This is a genomic window from Paenochrobactrum gallinarii (assembly GCF_014205685.1).
Taxonomy (GTDB): domain Bacteria; phylum Pseudomonadota; class Alphaproteobacteria; order Rhizobiales; family Rhizobiaceae; genus Paenochrobactrum; species Paenochrobactrum gallinarii.
Genome location: NZ_JACIIU010000004.1, coordinates 143,739 through 167,582, shown reverse-complemented (window position 1 = coordinate 167,582; position 23,844 = coordinate 143,739). Strand labels below are relative to the sequence as shown.

General features: G+C 47.9%; 23 protein-coding genes and 1 tRNA gene. 12 read left to right on the top strand and 12 right to left on the bottom strand.

Annotated elements, in window-relative coordinates:
* Window positions 1-87: 87 nt before the first annotated feature.
* Window positions 88-723 carry a J domain-containing protein gene (locus FHS77_RS06655; RefSeq protein WP_184221581.1) on the bottom strand — a complete coding sequence of 212 codons (636 nt, stop codon included), beginning with the start codon at window positions 721-723 and terminating at the stop codon, window positions 88-90.
* 176 nt (window positions 724-899) lie between these two features.
* Here FHS77_RS06655 and FHS77_RS06650 point away from each other — a divergent pair, with 176 nt between their 5' ends.
* Window positions 900-1,214, top strand: a complete 315-nt coding sequence (locus FHS77_RS06650; protein ID WP_184221579.1) for a BolA family protein — start codon at window positions 900-902, stop codon at window positions 1,212-1,214.
* Between the two features lie 40 nt (window positions 1,215-1,254).
* Here the strand turns inward: FHS77_RS06650 and FHS77_RS06645 are convergent, their stop codons facing one another.
* From FHS77_RS06645 to FHS77_RS06635, 3 genes are all read right to left on the bottom strand, one after another.
* On the bottom strand, window positions 1,255-2,568 hold the full coding sequence (locus FHS77_RS06645) for an HlyC/CorC family transporter (protein ID WP_184221577.1): 1,314 nt from the start codon (window positions 2,566-2,568) through the stop codon (window positions 1,255-1,257).
* Window positions 2,569-2,662: 94 nt separating this feature from the next.
* Window positions 2,663-3,811: a 3-dehydroquinate synthase gene (aroB, locus tag FHS77_RS06640; protein WP_184221575.1), complete on the bottom strand. Its 1,149-nt coding sequence runs from the start codon at window positions 3,809-3,811 to the stop codon at window positions 2,663-2,665.
* A 35-nt stretch (window positions 3,812-3,846) separates the two neighbouring features.
* Window positions 3,847-4,437: a shikimate kinase gene (locus tag FHS77_RS06635; protein WP_184221573.1), complete on the bottom strand. Its 591-nt coding sequence runs from the start codon at window positions 4,435-4,437 to the stop codon at window positions 3,847-3,849.
* A gap of 149 nt (window positions 4,438-4,586) precedes the next feature.
* Between FHS77_RS06635 and FHS77_RS06630 the strand changes: the two genes are divergently transcribed.
* The 5 genes from FHS77_RS06630 to FHS77_RS06610 all read left to right on the top strand — a co-directional run bounded on the left by FHS77_RS06630 (window position 4,587) and on the right by FHS77_RS06610 (window position 8,630).
* Window positions 4,587-4,802 carry a recombinase gene (locus FHS77_RS06630; RefSeq protein ID WP_184221571.1) on the top strand — a complete coding sequence of 72 codons (216 nt, stop codon included), beginning with the start codon at window positions 4,587-4,589 and terminating at the stop codon, window positions 4,800-4,802.
* Complete coding sequence (xerD, locus tag FHS77_RS06625; RefSeq protein ID WP_184221569.1) at window positions 4,803-5,726, top strand: site-specific tyrosine recombinase XerD; 924 nt, start codon at window positions 4,803-4,805, stop codon at window positions 5,724-5,726.
* Window positions 5,727-5,868: 142 nt separating this feature from the next.
* On the top strand, window positions 5,869-6,822 hold the full coding sequence (locus tag FHS77_RS06620; RefSeq protein WP_184221567.1) for an acetyl-CoA carboxylase carboxyltransferase subunit alpha: 954 nt from the start codon (window positions 5,869-5,871) through the stop codon (window positions 6,820-6,822).
* A 351-nt stretch (window positions 6,823-7,173) separates the two neighbouring features.
* The gene (locus tag FHS77_RS06615) at window positions 7,174-8,388 is read left to right on the top strand and encodes a murein L,D-transpeptidase family protein (RefSeq protein WP_184221565.1); all 1,215 of its coding nucleotides are present in this window, start codon (window positions 7,174-7,176) and stop codon (window positions 8,386-8,388) included.
* Window positions 8,388-8,630 (top strand): sulfurtransferase TusA family protein, encoded by a 243-nt coding sequence (locus FHS77_RS06610; protein WP_184221563.1) that lies wholly within the window; start codon window positions 8,388-8,390, stop codon window positions 8,628-8,630. The genes FHS77_RS06615 and FHS77_RS06610 overlap by 1 nt, the downstream gene beginning before the upstream one ends.
* 3 nt (window positions 8,631-8,633) lie before the next feature.
* Here FHS77_RS06610 and FHS77_RS06605 read toward each other — a convergent pair whose 3' ends face one another.
* Together FHS77_RS06605 and FHS77_RS06600 are read right to left on the bottom strand one after the other, a co-directional pair.
* Window positions 8,634-9,779 (bottom strand): CobW family GTP-binding protein, encoded by a 1,146-nt coding sequence (locus FHS77_RS06605; protein ID WP_184221561.1) that lies wholly within the window; start codon window positions 9,777-9,779, stop codon window positions 8,634-8,636.
* Between the two features lie 46 nt (window positions 9,780-9,825).
* Window positions 9,826-10,902: a D-alanyl-D-alanine carboxypeptidase family protein gene (locus FHS77_RS06600; protein WP_184221818.1), complete on the bottom strand. Its 1,077-nt coding sequence runs from the start codon at window positions 10,900-10,902 to the stop codon at window positions 9,826-9,828.
* Between the two features lie 208 nt (window positions 10,903-11,110).
* Here FHS77_RS06600 and FHS77_RS06595 point away from each other — a divergent pair, with 208 nt between their 5' ends.
* Both FHS77_RS06595 and FHS77_RS06590 read left to right on the top strand, forming a co-directional pair.
* On the top strand, window positions 11,111-12,274 hold the full coding sequence (locus FHS77_RS06595) for a M20 aminoacylase family protein (protein ID WP_184221559.1): 1,164 nt from the start codon (window positions 11,111-11,113) through the stop codon (window positions 12,272-12,274).
* A 101-nt stretch (window positions 12,275-12,375) separates the two neighbouring features.
* Window positions 12,376-12,452: transfer RNA gene (locus tag FHS77_RS06590), tRNA-Arg, on the top strand.
* 16 nt (window positions 12,453-12,468) lie between these two features.
* Here the strand turns inward: FHS77_RS06590 and FHS77_RS06585 are convergent.
* Window positions 12,469-13,431 carry a sensor domain-containing diguanylate cyclase gene (locus tag FHS77_RS06585; RefSeq protein ID WP_184221557.1) on the bottom strand — a complete coding sequence of 321 codons (963 nt, stop codon included), beginning with the start codon at window positions 13,429-13,431 and terminating at the stop codon, window positions 12,469-12,471.
* Window positions 13,432-13,625: 194 nt separating this feature from the next.
* Between FHS77_RS06585 and FHS77_RS06580 the strand changes: the two genes are divergently transcribed.
* The 4 genes from FHS77_RS06580 to holA all read left to right on the top strand — a co-directional run bounded on the left by FHS77_RS06580 (window position 13,626) and on the right by holA (window position 17,629).
* A complete protein-coding gene (locus FHS77_RS06580) occupies window positions 13,626-14,582 on the top strand; it encodes an ABC transporter substrate-binding protein (RefSeq protein WP_184221555.1) in 957 nt (318 codons plus the stop codon).
* Between the two features lie 202 nt (window positions 14,583-14,784).
* Window positions 14,785-15,660: an ABC transporter permease subunit gene (locus tag FHS77_RS06575; protein WP_184221553.1), complete on the top strand. Its 876-nt coding sequence runs from the start codon at window positions 14,785-14,787 to the stop codon at window positions 15,658-15,660.
* Window positions 15,661-15,662: 2 nt separating this feature from the next.
* Entirely contained in the window at window positions 15,663-16,457 is a 795-nt protein-coding gene (locus tag FHS77_RS06570; RefSeq protein ID WP_184221551.1) for an ABC transporter ATP-binding protein, read from the top strand.
* Window positions 16,458-16,582: 125 nt separating this feature from the next.
* Window positions 16,583-17,629: a DNA polymerase III subunit delta gene (holA, locus tag FHS77_RS06565; RefSeq protein WP_184221549.1), complete on the top strand. Its 1,047-nt coding sequence runs from the start codon at window positions 16,583-16,585 to the stop codon at window positions 17,627-17,629.
* A gap of 107 nt (window positions 17,630-17,736) precedes the next feature.
* On the opposite strand, the gene FHS77_RS06560 is transcribed toward holA, so the two are convergent.
* The 5 genes from FHS77_RS06560 to mnmE all read right to left on the bottom strand — a co-directional run bounded on the left by FHS77_RS06560 (window position 17,737) and on the right by mnmE (window position 23,761).
* Complete coding sequence (locus tag FHS77_RS06560; RefSeq protein WP_184221816.1) at window positions 17,737-18,618, bottom strand: ParB/RepB/Spo0J family partition protein; 882 nt, start codon at window positions 18,616-18,618, stop codon at window positions 17,737-17,739.
* A gap of 46 nt (window positions 18,619-18,664) precedes the next feature.
* Window positions 18,665-19,462 (bottom strand): ParA family protein, encoded by a 798-nt coding sequence (locus tag FHS77_RS06555; protein WP_184221547.1) that lies wholly within the window; start codon window positions 19,460-19,462, stop codon window positions 18,665-18,667.
* Window positions 19,462-20,154, bottom strand: coding sequence for a 16S rRNA (guanine(527)-N(7))-methyltransferase RsmG (gene rsmG / locus FHS77_RS06550; RefSeq protein ID WP_184221545.1), 693 nt, complete (start codon window positions 20,152-20,154; stop codon window positions 19,462-19,464). Before rsmG ends, FHS77_RS06555 begins: the two co-directional genes overlap by 1 nt.
* Before the next feature lie 42 nt (window positions 20,155-20,196).
* Complete coding sequence (gene mnmG / locus FHS77_RS06545; protein ID WP_184221543.1) at window positions 20,197-22,077, bottom strand: tRNA uridine-5-carboxymethylaminomethyl(34) synthesis enzyme MnmG; 1,881 nt, start codon at window positions 22,075-22,077, stop codon at window positions 20,197-20,199.
* Window positions 22,078-22,426: 349 nt separating this feature from the next.
* Complete coding sequence (gene mnmE, locus FHS77_RS06540) at window positions 22,427-23,761, bottom strand: tRNA uridine-5-carboxymethylaminomethyl(34) synthesis GTPase MnmE (protein ID WP_184221541.1); 1,335 nt, start codon at window positions 23,759-23,761, stop codon at window positions 22,427-22,429.
* Window positions 23,762-23,844: the final 83 nt, after the last annotated feature.

The following is a 23,844-nucleotide window of genomic DNA, read 5'->3' as shown; positions in this document are numbered from 1 at the left end:
GCGCATCAAACATTTATTTCACCACCCGCTCCAAAAGAGCAATATTGCTCTTCTGTAAATCGGTCATGCGATCAATATTGAAGCTTTTTACGAGCAAAAGCCCGATGACTTCAATAATTGATAAGCCTGGATTACGTCGCGGAAGCGATCTTCGGAAGCACGATCACCGCCATTGGCATCGGGATGGTGCTGTTTGACCAGTTCCTTATATTTGGTTTTGATGTCATCGCTTGTGGCGCTGGCATCAAGCCCCAAAGTGGCCAGTGCTTTTGCTTCCAAAGCGCGGGGTTTGCGCAATTGTGCGGCAGCTCGCGCATTATCCTTCTCATCCTTAAACAAATTAAAAGGATCACGTATACGGTTATGATAAGCCGCCGACCCCGAACGCATTCGTGCCATATCAGGCGAAGTGCGGGAAGCACCGGATGAAGCGTTAGACGAGGTTGTCCAAGTAGGCCGGTTGCCGGTCAGGGCTTCTTTTTGCAGCCGTGCAGCTTCGCCGTCTGAAACGCCGGTGAAATAGTTAAAGCTCTTATTATATTCCCTGACATGATCGATACAAAAATGAAAATACTCACCTTCACGATCACGTCCGACCGGCGCTTTATGCGTTCCAGGTTTGAGGCACCCATCCCATCGGCAATCAGGCACCGACGACTTAGCCTCGGCCTTCTTCTTGCCACCAATACGAATGCTGTCGAAATATTTTGAATTGATTGTCATGATGTCAGATTATGCGGATAAAGAGTTTTCAAACAAGAATTGACTTTTTATCATGATGCAGATTCATGATAAAGCGAGGACGAAACATCTGCTTCCTGTGCGGATTTGCCCCACATCAAGACGTAACCACGTCACTTATATGGGAGTTAGTACCTATATGGGGAGAACTTGACCAAATGTCCATGAATAACAGCATACAAACCACTATTGAACAGAAACTTAATCAGGCTTTCTCTCCTGAACATCTCGAAGTGCGCAATGAAAGCCACCTCCATGCCGGCCATCACCATGAAGAAAATGGCCATCATGAGGTCTATGACGGAAGCGGTGAAACACATTTCCGTGTCATCATCGTGTCAGACAAATTTACCGGCCTTTCCCGTATTGCCCGTCACCGTGCCATCAACGAATTACTGAGCGACGAACTCAGTAACGGCGTTCATGCTTTAGCGCTTGAACCAAGCGCACCGGGCGAACCAAGCCGCCGTTAACAAATGCCTTCATCTTAAGGGGGCTAAAAATCAAGCTCCCTTAGATTTCATATTCAACCGGCTGATTGGCATTGGTTGGTTTACCTTCTTCATCCAGCGCCACGATTCGCAATCGTGCAATACGGTTTTTCTCCCGTTTCAAAACGGTGAAACGCTTGTTATGGAAAGTGAAAGCCTGTTTCACTTCCGGAATGGACTGCGTTTCATGAATGACAAGACCTGCAATCGTCGTAGCTTCTTCATCCGGCAATGACCAGTCAAGCGCACGGTTCAAATCGCGGATCGGCAATGAACCATCAACAATATAAGAGCCGTCCGGCTGCGGACGTACACCCTGCATGTCAATATCATGTTCGTCGGCAATATCACCGACGATCTCTTCCAGAATATCTTCCAGCGTAACCAGTCCCTGCACATCACCATATTCATCCACCACAATGGCGATATGGGCTTTACGACGCAAAAACGCGTTGAGCTGATCTTGCAAGGTGGTTGTATCCGGCACAAACCAAGGTTTGGTTGCTACTTTCAATATGTCGATACAGGAAAAATCATTATCCACTTCATATAGCGCACGCACCAGATCTTTAGTGTGAATAATTCCAACGATATTATCAATATCATCGCGCCATAAAGGCATACGTGTATGCGGGCTTGCCAAAATTTCCTTAACCAGCACCTCAGCGGAATCATCAGCATTAATAGTACCCATCGCGGTACGATGCACCATCACATCGCTGACTTCCAGCTCGCGCAAGTCCAGCAAACCGCCAAGCTGATCACGATCCGATTTAATCACCGACCCATCGCGGTGCAACACTTCCACTGCCCCGCGCAACTCTTCCTGAGGCGACAACATCGAGCCACCTGCGGCAAGATTAATTCCACAAATGCGCATGATGGTCCTGACAATCCAGTTCACCACCGTAGAAAGCGGACCAATCACCGTTACAACGACAGAAACACCGCGCGCGACAGTTAACGCAAAACGGTCAGGCGTTGAGATTGCCCATGACTTTGGCAAAACTTCAGAAAAAATCACCAGAATGAGCGTCATTGCAATGGTGGCATAAGCCACACCCGCATCGCCAAAGAGGCTCATAAACATGCTGGTTGCCAAAGACGACGCCAGAATATTGACCAGATTATTGCCAATCAGCAACGCACCGATCAGACGGTCTTTTTGTGCAATCAAGCGCTGAACAGTCGTAGCCCGTTCATCACCCTGCTGCTCAAAACCTAACATTCTGGCGCGCGATGCGGCGGTCAGCGCCGTTTCGGAGCCAGAGAAAAAAGCCGACAAAATCACACATAACAGGATAATGCCACACATGATCCACAATGCGGTTGTCATCGGAGTTCTCCGTTTTCACAGCGCAGGTTCAGGTCGTTTACCCCAAGCCCGCAATAAGCGTCATCATCAAGCCAAAACCGGACATACAAATCCATTAGTGGTTCAGACTGTCTTTCAAAAACTCTAATACGGCAGAGTGTGGCACATCTTTGGCGATAAAACTCTGTCCGATACCGCGGGTTAAAATAAATGTCAGTGCACCACGCGACACTTTTTTATCCTGCGCAATCGATGCCATCAAGCTTTCCGCGTCCGGCAAACCACCCGGAACCTGTGAAAGCTTTGTCGGCAGACCAACAGCCTGCAAATGGGCTTCCACACGCTCTGCGGCTTCCACCGAAGATAGGTTCATACGGGCAGAAAAACGATAGGCCAGTGCCATACCAATTGCCACACCTTCACCATGCACCAGACGCGATGAATCATAATTAGTCGCTGTTTCCAGCGCATGACCAAATGTGTGACCAAGATTGAGCAAAGCGCGGTCGCCATGTTCGCGCTCGTCACGTGCCACTACGGCTGCTTTTGAGCGGCATGATTCTGCAATAGCGTGGGTGCGGGCTGCCCCGCCGGCAAAAACATCGCTCCAGTTTTTCTCCAGCCATTCAAAAAAATCAGGACGGTCGATCAGGCCATATTTAGCCACTTCCGCATAACCGGCACGAAACTCACGCGGCGATAAAGTGTTCAAAACACCGGTATCAGCCAGCACCAATTGCGGCTGATAGAAAACACCAACCAGATTTTTGCCGTGTGATGTGTTGATACCGGTTTTACCGCCAACGGAAGAATCCACCTGCGCCAGCAACGATGTCGGAATTTGAATGAACTTCATGCCGCGGCGCACAATTCCCGCAACAAAGCCGCTCAAATCACCGATAACACCACCGCCAAGAGCAACAATGGCATCGCCGCGCTCCAGACGCGCTGCTAAGACCGCATTGGTAACCGTTTCCAATGTAGCGAAAGCTTTGGACTTTTCACCCGCTGATACAATAATCGGCGTTGCATCAATGCCTGCTTCCGCAAGGCTTGCCGTCAGGCGTTCCAGATGGTGCTTGGCAACATTTTCATCTGTCACCACAGCCACACGGATTTTGCCAAGGCGTGAAGCGATTTCCGCACCAGCACGTTCAATCAGCTTGTCACCAATGATGATGTCATAAGAACGATCCCCCAACACAACCGGAACTGTCACGGCATCAACATGATTAATGGTTGCGTTTTGCTGCGGGGCATTCATTCTTTTGTCTCCTCTTGGGCGGTTAGCCCTCTTCTTCAGTTCTTTTCAGCTTCAAGATGTTCGAGCAGCAGATCAATCACTTCCGCAGCAATCACGTCTTTGCGATCTTCACGCGACATGAAACGTAAATCAGCCTGTGCATAAACCGGATAGCGTTCATCAATCAGGCGGCTCATCACGCCCCGCGGATCAGCATTTTTCAACAGCGGCCGGTTCTGACGTCTTGAAACGCGCTCCATCAACACATCAAGCTCGGCATCAAGCCATAGCGAAATGCCGTGATCGGCGATGCTTTGACGGGTTTCGGCATTCATATAAGCGCCGCCACCGGTTGCCAGCACCATAGGGCCTGCCTCCAGCAAACGCAAAATTACCCGACGCTCCAGATCACGAAACTCTTCCTCACCGTAACTTTCAAAAAGTTCGGTTACGCTCATGCGTGAAGCGCCTTCGATTTCATTGTCGCCGTCTTTAAACGCCAAACCCAGCATCATTGCTATCTTTTTGCCGATGGTGGACTTGCCTGCTCCCATAAGCCCCACAAGTACCAGGACACGAGAACCGAGCAATTCTTTTACCCGTTCAGCCTTCTCATGGAGATGTGTATTTTTACTACTGCTTGTCATTGCCCTCATCCGGTCTGCTGATTTGGTTCCACATGAAAACAGTGCCTACGTCAATTGCTTTATCAGGCTTTAGCCGCAAAAAGGCATTATAATGCGGTTCAATAATTGAGAGCCTTGCTTTTCGAATAGGTTGCGAGCATAAAAACCTCATGCCCACACTTACACGTCTGGTTCTGGTTCTCGCCCTGATCGCTGCTGCCATTTATGGTATTATGCTGGCATTGGTCACTTATGTGGAGCCGGTACAAACCGATATTATTATTAAAATTCCAGCCAAAGACCTGAAGCCTGTTCCGCTGTCTCCCCCTGCTGAACCCGATTTAAACAGGGGTGAAAATGATGCGCCAACAGAGGAAACACAATAAATGCGGGCAGCTGTTGCGATTGAAAGTTTTTTGGAAATGATGAGTGCCGAGCGTGGTGCAGCACAAAACACGCTTGAATCCTACCGGCGCGATCTGGAAGCGTGCACCGAGCTTTTGCAGGAAAAATCCGTCAATCTGGCAGAAGCACAACCACAAGATTTGCGCGATTGCCTCAATCAGATGGCGGTACTTGGTTTTGCCGCCAGTTCGCAGGCACGCCGCCTCTCCGCGCTCAAACAATTCTTCCGCTTTCTTTATACTGAAAACCTGCGCGGTGATGATCCGACCGGCACACTCGATGCGCCTAAAAAACAAATGGCACTGCCTAAAATCATGAGCGAAGATACGGTTTCCAAACTGCTGGATCGCGCGCAAGCAGAGGCTGAAACACCACCCGAACCGCTAACAAAATTTCAATCTGTGCGCCTTTATGCCCTGCTGGAAACTTTATATGCAACAGGTTTACGTGTTTCAGAGCTTGTCAGCCTGCCAGTGAGTGTGGCGCGTTCCGATCAGCGTTTTTTGCTGGTGCGCGGTAAAGGTTCCAAAGAGCGGATCGTACCTTTATCATCAAAAGCACGTGAGGCTTTACAATTTTATCTCGATTTGCGCGATGCGCGTGCCGATTATGAAGAAAATCCATGGCTCTTTCCGGCACCATCCGAAAGCGGCCATCTGGCGCGTCAGGTCTTTGCCCGTGATTTAAAAGCACTGGCGGCACGCACCGGAATTTCAGCAAATAATGTCTCACCGCACGTTCTTCGCCATGCTTTTGCCAGTCATTTGTTGCAAAATGGCGCAGATTTGCGTGCTGTGCAGCAATTATTAGGGCATTCGGACATCTCTACGACACAAATTTATACCCATGTTCTCGAAGAAAGACTGCACAAACTTGTAAATGATCATCATCCGCTTGCCGATTGAGCCCGCGGAAGGTATGAGAAGAAAAAACTTTTGCCTTGGATTTGCACTTTGGGGTAAGAGTGAATATCTATAACTTGTCGAGGCTCAGTCCTCATGAGACCCAACACGTTTGCTTTGAAAAACGCATACACAGTCAGGCCATATGTACAATTACCTCGATTTTGAAAAACCAGTCGCCGATCTTGAAGGTCAAATTCTCCAGCTGAAAAAACTCAGCGAAGAAGATGGCAGCGTCGATATGAGCGATGAAATCAAACGCCTTGAAAAGCGTTCCTCAGATGCTTTACGCGATCTTTATCGCAAGCTGACCCCATGGCAGAAGACACAAGTTGCCCGCCATCCGGATCGTCCGCATTGCCTGGATTACATCAATCATCTGTTCACCGAATTCACACCGCTGGCAGGTGACCGTAAATTTGCCAATGATGACGCATTGCAAGCTGGTTTTGCCCGCTTCAACGGTGAAGCCGTTGCAGTACTTGGTCAGGAAAAAGGCCATGATACCAAAACACGCCTGAAGCATAATTTTGGTTCAGCGCGTCCTGAAGGCTATCGTAAAGCTGTACGCGTTATGGAAATGGCTGACCGTTTTGGTCTGCCGGTTATTTCCCTTGTTGATACAGCCGGCGCTTATCCGGGCATCAGCGCAGAAGAACGCGGTCAGGCAGAAGCCATTGCGCGCTCTACAGCTGCTTGCCTCAATCTGAAAGTACCGGTAATTTCCATCATTCTTGGTGAAGGTGGCTCGGGTGGCGCGATTGCAATCGCTGTTGCAAACCGCGTTTACATGCTGGAAAACTCCATTTACTCGGTTATTTCGCCCGAAGGTGCAGCCTCCATTCTGTGGCACGATTCAACCCGTGCAAAAGATGCAGCAGCCAATATGCGCATCACTGCACAGGATTTGCTCGAGCTGAAAGTCATTGATGGCATCATCCCTGAAGCGATGGGCGGTGCGCATCGTGACCGTGTGGCTGCAATGAATGCAACCGGCGAAGTCATCGCTGCTGCATTGCGCTCCATGCAGGGTGTTGATGGCGAAGCATTGAAGCAGGAACGCCGCAAGAAGTTCCTCGAAATCGGCAGAAACATCTGATCTCTGCCTTTTGATTTAAAGCTTAGAAAGCCCGATATTGCCGCAATATCGGGCTTTTTCATGTAAGAATATCAGCTTGTAACAAAGTGTTATCTTTGTTTACTCTGTTCTCACATTGGAATGTTTATCTGCTAATATTGAATGATTACCAAGGCTTAACTGGTTAAAAACGATAAGTAACGTGATCACGAAAAAACATCGGCAATTGCATTAAAAATGCATATCTGGCTAACTCACAGCAAGAGTTTGTCAACCTTACTGAAAGGTTTTCCTGCTAGCGTTCTCTTTCCAAAGGTCGGTAAATCGGCAATATTGATGATGTGTCGCACGAGTTAAGTAGGCATAACGGGTATGAAAATCAGAACCGCAATTTTTGCAAGTTTAATGGCTTCCGTGCTTTTGGCCGGTTGTCAGGGATCTGCGTTTGATGATCTGGGGCTCAAGGCTGAAAGGCCGCTGCCACAGAAAGTCGTTGCTCAAATGAAGGCGAAGGGCATGACCCGCACCTCGCCTGTCATGGTTCGCATTTTCAAAGAAGAAGGTGTCTTAGAGGTCTGGAAACAGAAGAATAACGGCCGTTATGATATGATTTCGTCCTATGAAATCTGCAAATGGTCGGGAAAACTCGGCCCTAAATTTGTGGAAGGTGACCGTCAGGCACCGGAAGGTTTCTACACCGTTTATCCTGCCCAGATGAACCCGAACTCACAATATTATCTGGCCTTTAATATGGGCTTCCCGAATGCTTATGACCGCGCGCATGGCCGCACAGGCCAGCATTTGATGGTGCATGGCGCCTGCTCGTCAGCGGGCTGTTATTCCATGACCGATGAACAGGTTTCAGAAATTTATGCCTTTGGCCGTGATGCTTTTCTCGGCGGCCAGCGCGCTTTTCAAATTCAGGCATTTCCGTTCCGTATGACTGCTGACAATATGGCGCGCTACCGCAACGATTCAAACTATGAATTCTGGAAAATGCTCAAGCAGGGCTATGACGCTTTTGAAGTCACTAAAGTGCCGCCAAAAGTGGATGTGTGCGAAAAGCGCTATGTCTTCAATAATAATGCTATTCCAAATGGCAGTCCGGCGACTGCTGCCTGTCCGCCAACCATGCAATCGGAAGCAATCAGCACCGCTTTCACCAGCTATCATAAGAATTATGAAGCAGCCTTTAGTGCAGCGACAACCAAAAGCGGCAAAGCCCTGTCGCCATCAATTGCCGGTCTTGCTGAAGCCAAGCTTGTATCGGCATGGAGTGCCGCACGCGCACGCGGTGAAAAAGTAAGCCGCGAACCGCCATCTTTGAATTATTCTGCACCAGTTACATCACCTGCCGCTGCACCGGCAACGGTAACCACGCCAAAAGCTGCACCGGTGGTTGTTCCGGCCAGTACGCCAGCCAGTACGCCTGGCGCTACTTCTGTGCCTGTACCGTCAAACAATCCGGCAGCGCCTGTTCCGGCTGAAAACAGCATCATGGCGCAGGATGCTACTGAACCCGCCGATGCAACCGTGACCGGTGCAGTGCCTGAGAAAAAAAGCTTCTGGGGCATTTTCAAAAAATAATGTCTATGTCGGAAGAAAAACAGGCTGTCATTTACGACTTACGCGGGCTTAATTGCCCGCTTCCCGTGCTTAAAACACGACGTAAATTGCAGGATATGGCAAGCAAAGACGTACTTGAAGTTCGTACGACCGATCCGATGTCACGTCTCGACATTCCGCATTTTTGTGCAAATGAAGGTCACACCATCATTCATCAGGAAAATGATGGTGTTATCTTTACCTTCCGCATTCAAAAAGCGTGAAACTTATTTCAGCGTAAATCCAGGGATAGCCAACGGATTATCCGTCATCGCAGCACCATCCGCCTGATCAATGCCGGGACGGCCTAAAAACGCATTGAACAAATCCCGGATATAGTTTTCATCCAGATCTTTGACAATCATCACCAGCACAGTTTGCGGCTTTCCTTCCGGCCAATGCGGCAGACGTGCGGGCGGATGGAAAATCTTTTGCACACCATGGATCACCAGCGGGCGCTCCGGATCTTCTGCGATCTGAATAATACCTTTGACCCGCAAGAGTTTGTCGCCATGACTTGAGCGCAACAGATCAACAAACATCTCGAAAGCAGAAAACGGCACCGGAAGATCATGCTTTAAAGCAAAAGTTCGAATGGCATTATCATGGTGATGATGATGGTGCTCATGCGTGCAATACTCACCACAGACATGGTCATGGTGATCGTGACCATGATCATGATGCTCATCATCAAAAACATCCGCATTCAGCCAGCGCTGCACATCGGCTGTTTTCTTTTCCGGATTATAAAGGCCGCATTCAAAAAGACTGGCATAGCCTGTTTGCTGGTCCGAAACATTCAGCAATTCTGCTGAAGGATTAAGCAGACGGATGCGCTGCAACAAATGTTCATAAGCGACCTTATCCTCCACCAGATCGGTTTTGGTAAGAATAATGCGGTCTGCCATGGCAATCTGCTTCACCGCCTCTTCATGCGCATCCATGGTGGCCATTGCATTAACGGCATCAACCGTTGTCAGCACACCATCCAAACGAAACGCCTGCAACAAAACCGGATGCCCCATGATTGCGTTGAGAACAGGCCCCGGATCAGCCAAACCAGTTGTTTCAATCACCACCCGTTTTAACGCTTTCAACTGACCGGTCTGCACTCGGTCAATCAAATCCGCCAGCGTATCCACCAGCTCGCCGCGCACGGTGCAACAAATGCAGCCATCTGCCAGCTCAATGACACCATCACTTGATTGCTCAACCAGCAAATGATCAATGCTGATTTCACCAAATTCATTGATGATCACAGCCGTATCGGTGAGTGCTGGATCTTTCAACAACCGGTTCAACAGGGTTGTTTTTCCGGAACCAAGAAACCCTGTCAGCACAGAAACGGGAATAGGATTGCTGAACGCACTCATGGATTTATGTTACTTTCTCACATGCACAAAATGCAGATTTTAATTTTTAAGAACCACGCCTGGCCGGACGCTGAAGCGGGATCGGCACTTGTGAAATATGCAGCTGACCTGCTTTGGTTTCCGGTGCTTTCTCAGACAAGCCCACTGTTATCGCGCGGGGCTCATGTTTGATATCATGGATATAAGGAGAATCTATTTTCATATATCCTTCCACCTCACGGCCATCCCATCGTGCTGCAATCGCTTCCTGATTACAAATCTGCGCCCGTAAATCCGGCGCAGAATTGATGTTCTGTCCATAAGGTGCCAGATCTCTCAAATTCGGGGCACTGGCTGCATTACCGCGGAAAGCTGTTTCCATCAATTCAGCAGATTTGGCTGCACGGGTTTCCTGACGTGTCGCGCCCAGTACAACCGACATCACAGTTCTGCCCTGACGTGTGGCGGAGGCCACCAGATTGAAACCGGATGCACAAATGAAGCCGGTTTTCATACCATCAGCGCCGTTATAACGGCCAAGCAGAATATTACCGTTCAGCTCCTGACGGTGACCATCAGTAAAATCAAGCGCCTCAACGCTGAAATAATGGGCATATTGCGGATATTGCCGACGCAGCGCTATACCCAGAATGGCCAGATCGCGTGCGGTAGAATAGTTTTGCGGATCAGGTAACCCGTGCGGATTAGTAAAATGCGAGCCGCTCATGCCTAAACGTGCGGCTTCGGCATTCATCATCTTGGCAAAACCATTGACGCTGCCACCCAAAGTTTCAGCAACTGCCACCGATACGTCATTGGCCGATTTGACCATGATGATCTTCAAGGCTGTATCCAGTGTCATCACCGAGCCAGCCTTATAGCCCATTTTGCTCGGTGGCTCTTTAGTGGCAGTTATACTAACACGCACCGGTGTGTCGGGTGTTACCTGCCCTGCCTCCAGCATGCGAAACGCCACATAAGCGGTCATCATCTTGGTGAGAGAGGCCGGATACCAGCGCTGAAAAGCCTCTTCATGGCCATAGACCTTGCCTGTTGCCACATCCACCACAATAGATGGCGCTGCTGCCGCGCCACTTATAACCACACAACTCAATGCAGTTGCGGTTAAGAGCGTCTTCGGCATGCAACCTTTGATCAGTTTCAATAACATTAATTTAATTCCGTTCTGGTGCCGCTTAAAATATTCAGCATGACTTATCTAAGGCATGTGGCATAGAAAAGGCAAACAGGCATTGCTCTTTTTGATGCAAAAGTAATAGTCTGTGGCAGGGAAACCACCTATCAATCTCCGGTAACCACACCGGTTTACAGATCAATTTCGGAGCTCATCTATGCCAGTGCTGAATCGTGCCGTTGAAATACAATCGGAAGTCACTGAATGGCGCCGCTATCTGCACCAGAATCCTGAATTGCTCTATGATGTTTTCAACACCGCGAAATTCGTCGAAGAAAAATTAAAAAGCTTTGGTTGTGATGAAGTGGTGACCGGCATTGGCCGCACTGGAGTTGTGGGGATCATCAAAGGCCGCCACGGTGACGGCCCTGTTATCGGTCTGCGCGCTGATATGGATGCCTTGCCTATTCAGGAAACCAGCGGTGTGGAATGGGCATCTAAAACCGATGGCAAAGCACATTCTTGCGGCCATGACGGTCATACGGCCATGATGCTTGGCACTGCACAATATTTGAGCGAAACCCGCAACTTTCGCGGCTCGGTCGCTTTAATTTTCCAGCCGGCCGAAGAAGGTGGCGCCGGTGGTCTTGCCATGATCGAAGATGGTTTACTGGAAAAATTCCAGATCCGCGAAGTCTACGGACTGCATAATCGACCTGGCATTGCGTTGGGTGAATTTGCAATTTGCAAAGGCCCGATCATGGCGGCAACGGACGAGTTTGATATTATCATCTCCGGTAAAGGTGGCCACGCAGCCATGCCACACACAACGATTGATCCGGTTGTTGCAGGCGCACAATTGATCACCACTTTGCAATCCATTGTTTCACGCCGCACAGATCCTTTAGATTCGCTTGTTGTGTCAGTCACAAAATTCCATGCCGGTGACGCTCATAATGTTATCCCGCAGGAAGCTCGTCTGGCAGGAACTGTACGCAGCCTGAGCAAAAACACCCGCAAAGAGGCCGAAGAAGCAATCAAGGCTGCTGCTGCCGGTATTGCCACCCTCACCAGCACTTCTATTGAGGTAAAATACAAAAAGAACTATCCGGTAACCTTCAACCATGATGCCGAAACCGATTTTTCTGCACGTATTGCCAAGCAGATTGTTGGTGATGCCAAAGTGGATACCCAAACCCCGCCGATGATGGCTGGAGAAGATTTTTCATATATGTTGGAAAAATGCCCGGGCAGTTATATTTTTCTCGGCAATGGCGACAGCGCCGGTCTGCACCATCCGGCCTATGATTTTAATGATGATGCCATTCCTTATGGCATCAGCTATTTCGTGCAAATTGTTGAAACAGCATTAGCTGCCTGATAGTTTCAACTTATTCTGAAACCTGTGCGGTCACTTTCTGAAGACTGGCACAGGTTTTCGGGTTGGCGAAATTAACAAAACACAGTATGTGTTGGCTTAATGGTCCCGTAGCTCAGTAGGATAGAGCGCAAGATTCCTAATCTTGAGGCCACTGGTTCGAATCCAGTCGGGATCACCACTTTTATAAATTTTATTTAGCTGAAAACTATCTGGTTTTTACCAGCACGTTTGGCCTTATAAAGACGCTCATCAGCACAATTAAGCGCAGCCTCCGCACTCTCAGGCGCATTGACAAAATTTGTCAGCCCCATGGAAAATGAAACCGGAATATCAGCCAAACGCATCACATCATCCAGCTGTTGTTTTATTTCGCTGGCTTTAGCCACCGCTGCTTCAAGCGTTGTATTGAGCATCAAAACCACAAACTCATCACCACCCAAACGTCCGTGAACTTCATCGCGGATAGCTCTGGCCGATAAGGTCTGACCGATCAGCTTCAAAAGCTTATCACCCGCAGCATGACCATTTTGATCATTGATTTGTTTAAAATAATCAACATCAAAATAGAGTAGTGAAAATGGCAATGATTGTTCGTTTAAAACCGTAATCGCTTTTTCAATTTCAGCTTCCAGCGATCTGCGGTTAGCCAATTTTGTCATACCATCCACCAGCGCCATATCATTCGCCTGCTTCATCATCCGGCGCATTTCAAGCAATTGCACGGCCGTATTAGCAAGACTTTGCAATCGACGCTGTTCTTCTGCGGTATAGCTGCGCGGTTTCACATCCAACGCACAAATAGCACCCAAAGTCGTGCCATTAGGTGCAATCAAAGGTGAACCCAAATACATACGGATATGCGGATCATTAACCACAAAAGGATTGTTGGCAAAACGCACATCCTTTGTCGTATCTTCAATTAAAAACGGAAAATTATTTTGAACTGCGTACGAGCAAAATGTGTGCTCATTAGCGACATCGCCAAATTCGATGCCGGCAAAGCCTAAATAGTGGGTTACATCCTCATTAATCAATGAGACAGCAGCCATCGGCACATCAAATAATGACATGACCAATTCGCATAATGCGTCGAGACTATGATCACGCCCCAGTTCAGCGCTATTATAAGCTTGTCGGGTCTCGAATGTTAAAACCATAATATTACTATGCTTTAATATCTTCTATAATCAATAGGAATTTATAAATTTATACTATCAAAAAAGGCAAAAGCAGAACATTTACCCGCAGATTTAAATCTGGTTGCACCTTAGCACTTTGGCTGCGTTGCTTTCGATTGAAAACTGCATTAATCCTTTTTATAAAACATGAAAAGATTAAGAGGGAGATCTTTATGCGTTCAATGTTTCTGGCACTGCTGGCTGCCACTGCTATCGCCACCACACCAACCATGGCCAAAGATGTTTCGGTAGCAGTTACCGCTATTGTTGAACATCCGGCTCTTGATGCCGTTCGTGACGGCGTTAAAGATGCTTTGGCTGAAGCCGGTTATAAAGACGGTGAAAACTACAAGTTCATTTATCAGTCAGCTCAGGGCAATCCTGCAACCGCTGCGCAGATTGCGCGTCAGTTTGTCGGTGATGCGCCAGACGTGATCGTTCCGATTTCCACACCTTCGGCACAGGCAGTTGTTGCTGCAACCCGTGACATTCCGGTGGTCTTTACCGCAGCTTCCGACCCGATCGGCGCACAGCTCGTAAAAACCATGGAAAAGCCTGGTGGTAATGTCACCGGTCTTTCCGACCTTTCGCCGGTTGCCGAACATGTGGCTTTGATTAAAGAAATCATGCCGAATGTCAAAAAAATCGGCTATCTTTACAATTCCGGTGAAACAAACTCCGTATCCCTGCTGGCTGTTTTGAAAGAAGCCGCCGCTAAAGAAGGTATCGAGATTGTTGAATCGGCCGCTACCAAGTCATCTGAAGTCAAAGGTGCTGCACAAGCTCTCATCGGCCGTGCTGATGTAATGTATGTGCCAACTGACAACACCATCGTTTCTGCCCTTGAAAGCGCTGTAACCGTTGCTGAAGAAGGCAAGCTGCCGCTTTTCACCGCCGATACAGATTCCGTTACCCGCGGTGCAGTCGCGGCTCTCGGCTTCAACTATTACGATGTTGGCAAACAGACCGGTGTGGTTGTTGCCCGCATTCTGAAAGGCGAAAAGCCAGGCGATATCGATGTGGAAGTTGCTAAAGGCACCGATCTCGTTGTCAATTTGGGCGCTGCCAAGAAAATGGGCATCGAACTGCCGCAGGCCGTTGTGGATCGCGCAACCAAAAAGATCGACTAATTAACATGAGGCTCACGGCAAACATATCTGCTGTGCGCCTCATTTCACCTTTGACTGGCTGCTATTGCCGGACAGTTACCAAATACAATCATAAAAGCATTTTTAACTGCACGTTTAACGTCAGTGAATTTGCCACACAAACGAGCGGCCAACTCGCAAGCAATTAGGCATGTGTGTACGCCCGATTTAAAGGAATGGCATTGTGAGTCAGATCGCCTTTTGGGGTGCGGTCGAATTAGGCCTGATATTTTCATTTGTTGCGCTGGGTGTTTATCTGGCCTTCCGGGTTCTCGATTTCCCCGACCTTACCGTAGACGGTTCTTTTCCATTAGGTGCTGCCGTCACTGCCGTGCTGATTTTAGCCGGATTTAACCCGTGGCTGGCTGCTGCCATTTCAATGATTGCCGGTTCCCTTGCAGGACTTGTGACAGCGACACTCAATGTGCGCTTTAAAATTCTCAACCTGCTTGCCTCCATTCTCACCATGATTGCCCTTTTTTCGGTCAATTTGCGTGTGATGGGGCGTCCGAATATTGCACTGATTAATCAGGACACCATGCTGTCGCCGTTTTTCGGCCATGGCCTGCCAGAATATTATGTGCGTCCATTGTTTATTTTCGTACTTGTCGTTATCGCAGTGATCCTGGTTTGGCGCTTTCTCGAAAGTGACACCGGTCTGGCCATGCGTGCAACGGGTGCAAATCCGCGTATGGCACGCGCACAGGGCGTTCGCCCTGAAAGACAGATATATCTCGGCATGGCGCTTTCAAACGCACTGGTGGCGCTTGGAGGCTCTTTGTTTGCCCAGACAAACGGCTTTGCGGATGTGACTTCCGGTGTTGGTACTATCGTTGTTGGTCTTGCCGCTGTCATCATCGGTGAAACAGTGCTGCGCTCGCGCCTCATCCTTGTCACGCTTATCGGCTGTGTCGTCGGCTCTATTATCTACCGTATTGCGATCCAGCTGGCACTCACCAGTGATTTCTTAGGCCTCAAAGCTTCTGATCTTAATCTGGTCACCGCAGTGCTTGTTACTTTGGCGCTGATCTTGCCGCGTCTTCGCCGCGGAGGTGCATGAAAATGATTGAAGTTTCTAATCTTGATGTGATCTTTGGCCGTGGAACACCGCTTGAAAAGCAAGCGCTCAACGGTATCAATCTCACCATGCAGCAAGGCTCATTTGTAACGGTTATCGGTTCCAATGGTGCAGGTAAATCCACCTTCCTCGGCACACTTGCCGGCGATGTTATCCCGACAAGCGGCAAGGTTGTTATCAACAATAAGGACGTCACCAGACAAGCAACCGCGGAACGTGCCAAACTGGTTGCCCGCGTCTTTCAGGACCCTCTGGCTGGTAGCTGCGGAACATTGACCATTGAAGAAAACCTCGCCCTTGCTGCGGCACGCGGCAAAAAGCGTGGTCTCTCACCTGCCCTTTCTTCAAGCCGCCGCGCAGAATTTCGTGAGCGTGTGGCCGGTTTAAAGCTCGGCCTTGAAAATCGTATGCAGGACCGCATGGAGCTTCTCTCCGGCGGTCAACGTCAGGCTTTATCACTTGTTATGGCAACGCTTGCAGAATCCGAAGTGCTGCTTCTTGATGAACACACTGCCGCGCTTGATCCGGGCATGGCAGAGTTCATCATGGAACTCACACGCAAGCTGGTAGCAGAAAACAAGCTTACCACATTGATGGTGACGCACTCGATGCGGCAGGCGCTTGATTATGGTGACCGCACCATCATGCTGCATGCAGGTGATGTGCTGCTCGACGTGCAAGGTGATCAACGCAAGAATTTAGGCGTTGAAGACCTCGTCAAAATGTTCCGCGATGTACGCGGTCAAAACATTGATGATGATGCTCTGCTCATCGGCTAAACTGAACTTAAAGGCCTGATTTTTAATCAGGCCTTTTTCTTTGCTCAACTTCTATTCGTGAAACTTGCTCAAGCTACACGCAAATTGCCATTTCAGTTTAAACCCGAATGGGTTAAACAGACTTTATGGCTCAGAAAAAATCCCATGAGGTTGATGCTTTTATCAACCGTCCCAGCAGCAGCTTTCCGATTATCCTGCTCTACGGCCCTGATAAAGGCTTGGTGAGCGAGCGTGCAAAGATTTTTGCCAAAGCCACCGGACTGCCATTAGATGATCCCTTTACCGTCATCCGTCTGGAAGGCGACGAGGTCGATCAAAATCCAGGTAAACTTCACGACGAAGCCATGACCATTTCGATGTTTGGCGGCAAACGTCTGATCTGGGTTCGTAATGTCTCCGGCCAAAAAAACATGGCGGATATTATTAAACATCTGGCTGCCGAACCGCCTCAGGATGCCATTATTCTCATTGAGGCTGGAGACCTTAAAAAAGGTGCTGCCTTACGCACAGCCGCCGAAAACGGCTCTGCCGCTATGGCTCTGCCATGCTACAGCGACGATGCGCGCGGCATTGACGGTGTGATTGATGATGTTCTCTCCGCCGCCAATTTACAAATCAGTGGCGATGCCCGTCAGCTGCTCCGCATGAGCCTTGGTGGTGACCGTTTGGCCACGCGGGGCGAATTGGAAAAGCTCTGCCTTTATGCCAGAGGTAAAAGCCGTATTGAACTGGAAGATGTCCGCGCTTCCGTGGGTGATGTCAGTGTTGCCTCAACCGATGAAATCGTTGATGCGCTTTTGCTCGGTGATATGAAAGGCTTCAACAGTTCTTTCGATCGCCTCGTTACCTCAGGAACCGCGCCTTTCCTCATTCTCAATGCTGCAATGCGCCAGTTTCAGCAGCTGCAACTCATGCGCCATAGCGTAGAAGTCGAACGTAAAGCACCAGCTGCCATTATTGCTGCTGCCCGCCCTCCTATCTTCTTCACCAGACGTAAGCTGATGGAAACAGCATTGTCGCGCTGGCCGGCAGCATCAATTTCACGCGCGGGTGAGCGTCTGCAAAAAGCCGTTCTTGAAAGCCGCCAGAACAGTGATCTTTCCGTACCCATTATTCGTCAGTGCCTGATGGCACTTGTCGTTGAAGGCGCACGTAACAGTCGCGCACGATAATTATATAACTTATTGAAATATAAATATTATTTAAATTAAAACGGCCTCCGGTCATGATGAACCGGAGGCCGTTTTAAATATCAGCTTTGGTCGTATCAATCTTGCATTTAGCTTTGCAAGCGACGGCAGATTTCATCTAACTGCTCGAGTGAGCTATAACGAATACGCACTTCACCACCACGTTCACGGTGGTTGATATCCACTTTCATGCCAGTGACATCAGAAAGCAATTTTTCCAATGCTTTGGTATCGGCATCTTTTTCCACAGGTGCAGCTTTTTCTGCTTTGCGCGGATTTTCACCCTGTGCTTCTGCCTGTGCCAAAGCTTCCACCTGACGAACAGACAAACCGTCCTTGACGATCTTCTCAGCCATCGCCACCGGATTTTCCATCGTAATCAGGCTGCGCGCATGCCCAGCCGACAATGCACCATCCGTGATTAAAGACTGAACGCCTGAAGGCAGCTTCAACAAGCGCAATGTATTGGCCACATGGCTACGGCTTTTACCGATCACCTGTGCCAGATCAGCCTGTGTATATTCATGATTATCGATCAGCTGTTGATAACCAAGCGCTTCTTCAATCGAGTTTAAATCAGCACGCTGGACGTTTTCAATAATCGCAATTTCCAATGCGATACGATCATCCACATCACGCAGGATAACTGGGATGGATGTCAGACCTGCACGCTGCGAAGCACGCCAGCGACGTTCACCAGCAATCAACTCATAATGCTCAGGATTGTTGGGTGCCGGACGCACCACAATCGGCTGCACAACACCATGCTCACGAATAGACTGCGCCAGATCCGCAAGATCTTCCTCGGCAAACATACGTCTTGGGTTACGCGGGTTGCGCGTAATGAATTCAATCGGAACATTGCGTTCTGCTGAAACGGGCGTTTTGCGCTCTTCAACAGGACGATCAATATCCCCGATCAAAGCGGCTAAACCACGACCAAGGCGTTTTTTGGAAGGATCGTCGTTCATAGTCACGGCTACTTTCTAAAAATTGTTACGTAGTCGAATCGATAGTTCAAGCAGCTTGTAAATGCCGCTCACGTTGAATTACTTCTGAAGCAAGCTGCAAATAGGCCTGACTTCCCGCACATTTCAAATCATAAAGGAGTGCCGGCTTGCCATGCGATGGCGCTTCAGAGACACGCACATTGCGCGGAATAACCGTGCGATAGACTTTCTCACCCATGAAGGTGCGCACATCATCCACAACCTGCGATGCCAGATTGTTGCGGCTATCAAACATGGTCAGCACAATACCCTGAATGGAGAGATCAGGATTCAAAGATGAACGAACCTGTTCAACGGTCTGAAGCAACTGACTAAGACCTTCCAGTGCAAAGAACTCACATTGCAGTGGTACAAGTACAGAGTCAGCGGCAGCCATTGCATTCAAAGTCAGCAAATTAAGCGATGGCGGACAATCAACCAGCACATAACTATAGTACTCAGCAACGCTGGAATCGAATTTCAGCGCATCTCGCAACCGTCTTGTACGATCAGCAGCTTGCGAAATTTCCATTTCTATCCCAAGCAAATCCAGGGTAGATGGCACAATGTGAAGATTAGGAACATCCGTTGCGACAGCAGCTTCTGGTACCGAAGCCGCCTGCGTCAACACATCATAAGATGATAATGGGCGGTTTAAGCGGTCAATTCCAAGCCCAGTACTGGCATTGCCCTGTGGATCAAGATCTACTATCAGGACAGTTTCGCCAATAGCGGCAAGAGCTGTCGCCAGATTAATGGCTGTAGTTGTTTTACCAACGCCACCCTTCTGATTTGCAATAGTTATGATACGAGAACGTTTCATCATCACTGCCGCCCTGCTGCTTTCTGTTCACTATCCGTAGATAGAACCGGATTAATTGCTTTCTTACTCAGATTACTAATTTCAAGAATAACGGAATTATCATCAATAGCACTGACATGCTTTACCAGATCATAATCCCATTCATCTAAGGTCTCGTCGATCTCTCTCTGGTAGTCGCGCCCCTTCTGAAAGAACGCAACTGCCCCGTTTTTCATCCACGGCTCAGTCAATGAAAAGAGTTTTTTCAATGATGCCAAAGCACGTGCCGTAATAATATCGGGCGATGAAACCCTTTCCCAAAGAGATTCAATACGCTCTGCATATACTTCTACAGGAATATCCAGATTACCAGTGGCAGTACGCAAGAAAGCGGCCTTCTTCACTACACTTTCCACCAATATTATGCGGCTGCCTAAATTTTCCTTCATCATGCAACCAAGCACAATCCCAGGAAAACCACCACCAGAGCCAAGATCAAGCCAGTTTTTAGCATCCGTTTTACGGCTTAAAACCAACTCATAGAGTTGTGCGCTATCCATAATATGACGCTGCCAAAGCTCTGCAATGGTCGATGGGGAAGCAAGATTAATGCTTGCATTCCATTTGATAAACAGCTGTTCAAAGGCGACCAGGCGCTCTGCTGTTTCACGTGAAACAGTCGGACTAACAGTTTTCAACTGTGAATAATGATCCATTTTACACCTGCTCATTCAATTTTATACAACACACAAAAATACTTATACAGCCTGATCAAAAGCATCATTGCGGCGCAAGTGCTTACGTATTTGCGCAATCAATAAAGCAACCGCCGCAGGTGTCATACCTTCAACACGTTGTGCCTCAGCAATTGTCGCTGGCTTACGGCTTTCAAGTTTCTGCTTCAATTCATTGGAAAGACCAGAAATACCGGCATAATTCAAACTTTCCGGAATATGTAATTTCTCGTCCCGCTCCATTGCAACAATATCATTTTTCTGACGATCCAGATAAACAGCATATTGAGCTTCTGTTTGCAGAGCTTCGCGCGTCACTTCAGAGAAATTAGAAAAGTCAGGCCAGATAGAAATGATGCGATCCATATCAATTGTCGGATAAGAAAGCAGATCATAAACACTGCGGCGCACACCATCATGATTTAAATGCAGGCCATGTGTTGCAGCTAAATTAGGGCTGATATTAATTGTCTGTGCCAGTTCCCGCGCACTGATTAAGTCTTGCTGACGTGCCGAAAATTTATCGCGACGAACACTTGATAAGATGCCTAATTTTTCTGCCATAGGCGTCAAACGTTCATCGGCGTTATCTGCACGTAATGAAAGGCGAAATTCTGCACGCGAAGTAAACATACGATATGGCTCACTCACACCGCGCGATGTCAGATCATCAATCATCACACCAATATAAGCTTCGGTGCGTTGGATGATAACAAGCTCGTCACCTGATGCCCGTCTTGCTGCATTTACGCCAGCAAGTAAGCCTTGTGCCGCTGCTTCTTCGTAACCGGTCGTACCGTTAATTTGTCCTGCAAAAAATAAACCTTCAACCTTACGTGTTTCAAGAGTGCGGCTTAATTCTCGCGGATCAACAAAATCATATTCAATGGCATAACCAGGTTGCAGCATCAGTGCCTTTTCAAGGCCAGGAATGGTCTTTAAAAGCGCAAGCTGCGCCTCTTCCGGTAATGAGGATGAAATGCCATTTGGATAAACAGTATCATCATCCAAACCTTCAGGTTCAAGAAAAATCTGATGCCCGTCTCTGTCGCCAAACTTAACAATCTTATCTTCGATTGATGGACAATAACGCGGGCCAATACCTTCAATATTACCGGAATACATTGCAGAACGATGAAGGTTCGCACGAATAATTTTATGCGTCTCTTCAGTTGTGCGGGTAATGCCACAATCAATTTGCGGCACCGTAATGCGATCAGTCAGCATTGAAAACGGCAATGGATGTTCATCCGCTGACTGCTTTTCTAAACCATCCCAATCAATCGTTCTACTGGACAGACGTGGTGGTGTGCCAGTTTTCAATCGGCCTAAGGCAAATCCTAGTTTCGTTAATGTATCACTTAGTCCAAGTGCTGGCTTTTCACCCATCCGGCCAGCAGGAAAATTAATTTCACCAATATGGATCAAACCATTTAAGAATGTGCCAGAAGTCAAAACAACAGAACGACATGAAATCTCGCGGCCGTCCATCAATTTGACGCCGGTGATTTTGCCATCATTCGTTATGATATCGTCAGCGCCGCCTTCAATAACATCTAAGTTGTCCTGCTCAGCAATCGCTTGCTGCATTGCTAAGCGATAGAGTTTTCTGTCCGCTTGTGTGCGTGGACCACGAACTGCTGGTCCTTTTTTGCGATTAAGCAAGCGAAACTGAATGCCAGCCTGATCGGTTACACGACCCATCAAGCCATCAAGTGCATCGATTTCACGAACAAGTTGTCCCTTCCCTAATCCGCCGATTGCAGGATTACAGGACATAACACCAATCGTATCGGCTTTATGTGTCACCAATGCAGTACGCGCGCCAGCGCGCGCAGATGCAGCGGCAGCTTCACATCCAGCATGTCCGCCGCCAATGATAATGACGTCGTAAGATACAGTCATGGTAAATTTCCTGACTTGAAGAGTTGATTACAGACTCTTTGCCATGTTCGTTTAAAAAAAGATAGAGTAATTCAATGCAGATCTGCCCTGCTTCATAATCACAGTATTGAGTGTTAGCAGATTTTTAAGCACAAAATTATGGCATGATAAATGGAGAATGGAGAATGGAGAATGGAGAATGGAGAATGGAGAATGGAGAATGGAGAATGGAGAATGGAGAATGCTGACTCATAAGGTCTTTTATGAGTCAAGCACCAATTATGGATTCCACTGAAATGTTTCACGTGAAACATTTCATCACTCAATAATCATTTAAACACTAATGATCACGTATATTGTTTCACGTGAATCATTTGCCAATGCAGAATTCTGAAAAGATAACGTCCAAAATATCTTCCACATCAACATCACCTGTAATGCGTCCTAATGATTGAGAAGCTAAACGGAGGTTTTCAGCGCGAAGTTCCAATGGATAATTCGTGTTTGTTATTGCATTTTCAATTTCATTTGCCGTCTGTTTTAACAGGCTAATGTGGCGCAGGCGTGTAGGAACAACTTCTGACAAATTACCAGCCTGAGCTGATACTGTTTCTGTTAGTGTATCAATGAGTTGATTGATATTTTCGCCGCTTGTTACGGAGATACAGATTTTAAAATCTTCTCTCTTATAATCATGCGTCAGATCAATTTTAGTGCCGATACGCCAAGTTTCAACACCTGCCAGATCATCCGACAAATCAGTGCGCTGATGAGTAGTTAAATCTTCGAGCAGCAAAACGAGGTCGGCCTTACGTGCTTTTTCGAGCGCACGTTCAATGCCAATTTTCTCAACCTTATTTTCTGTTTCTCTGATACCAGCAGTGTCTGTGACGTAAACAGGAACACCTGCAAGATCGAGTTTAACTTCAAGCAGGTCACGTGTCGTGCCAGCTTCGTCAGAAATAATAGCTACATCACGCCCAGCTAAAAGATTTAACAAGCTGGATTTTCCGGCGTTGGGTTCACCGGCAATAACGATCTGAAAACCATCACGCAGTAAATCCGCGCGTTTACCACCAGCAATATGATCCTGAATGGAATGATTAAGTACAGCCATCGCTTCCCATACCTGATCTGATACAGAACCTGGTACATCACTTTCATCAGCAAAATCTAGTTCTGCTTCAATCAAAGCGCGCGCTTGGATAAGCTTAGTGCGCCAGTCATTATAGAGATCGCGCTGCGCACCTGAGGCCACATGTTGTGCTAACCGTCTTTGACCTTCAGTTTCGGCACTGATTAAATCAGCCAAACCTTCAGCAATCGTCAAGTCCATCTTGCCATGTGTAAAAGCACGTCGGGTGAACTCCCCTGCTTCGGCAAAACGTAATCCTTGCATTTGTGATAGTTCACTTAAAAACCGTTCAACAACAGCAACACCGCCATGCAAATGAAACTCGGCGCAATCTTCACCAGTGAAACTGGCTGGTCCTTTAAAATAAATCAAAAGTCCCTGATCTAGTAATTCCCCGTTCATACTATGAAATGAACCAAACATCGCTCGGCGTGGTTCCGGCAATTTTGAAAAGATCGTTTCGATAACGAATCGAGTTTGTGGTCCTGATACGCGAATTACTGCTACACCGGCTGGCAAGCGCCCGCTGGATAAAGCGAAAATCGTATCGTGGAAACTACTCTCATTCATAGCATTTTACCGTATTTAAAAAGATCAGTTGTCTGTATGATAATTCATCACAGGTTTTATCTAGCGCATTTGATTGATAGTCG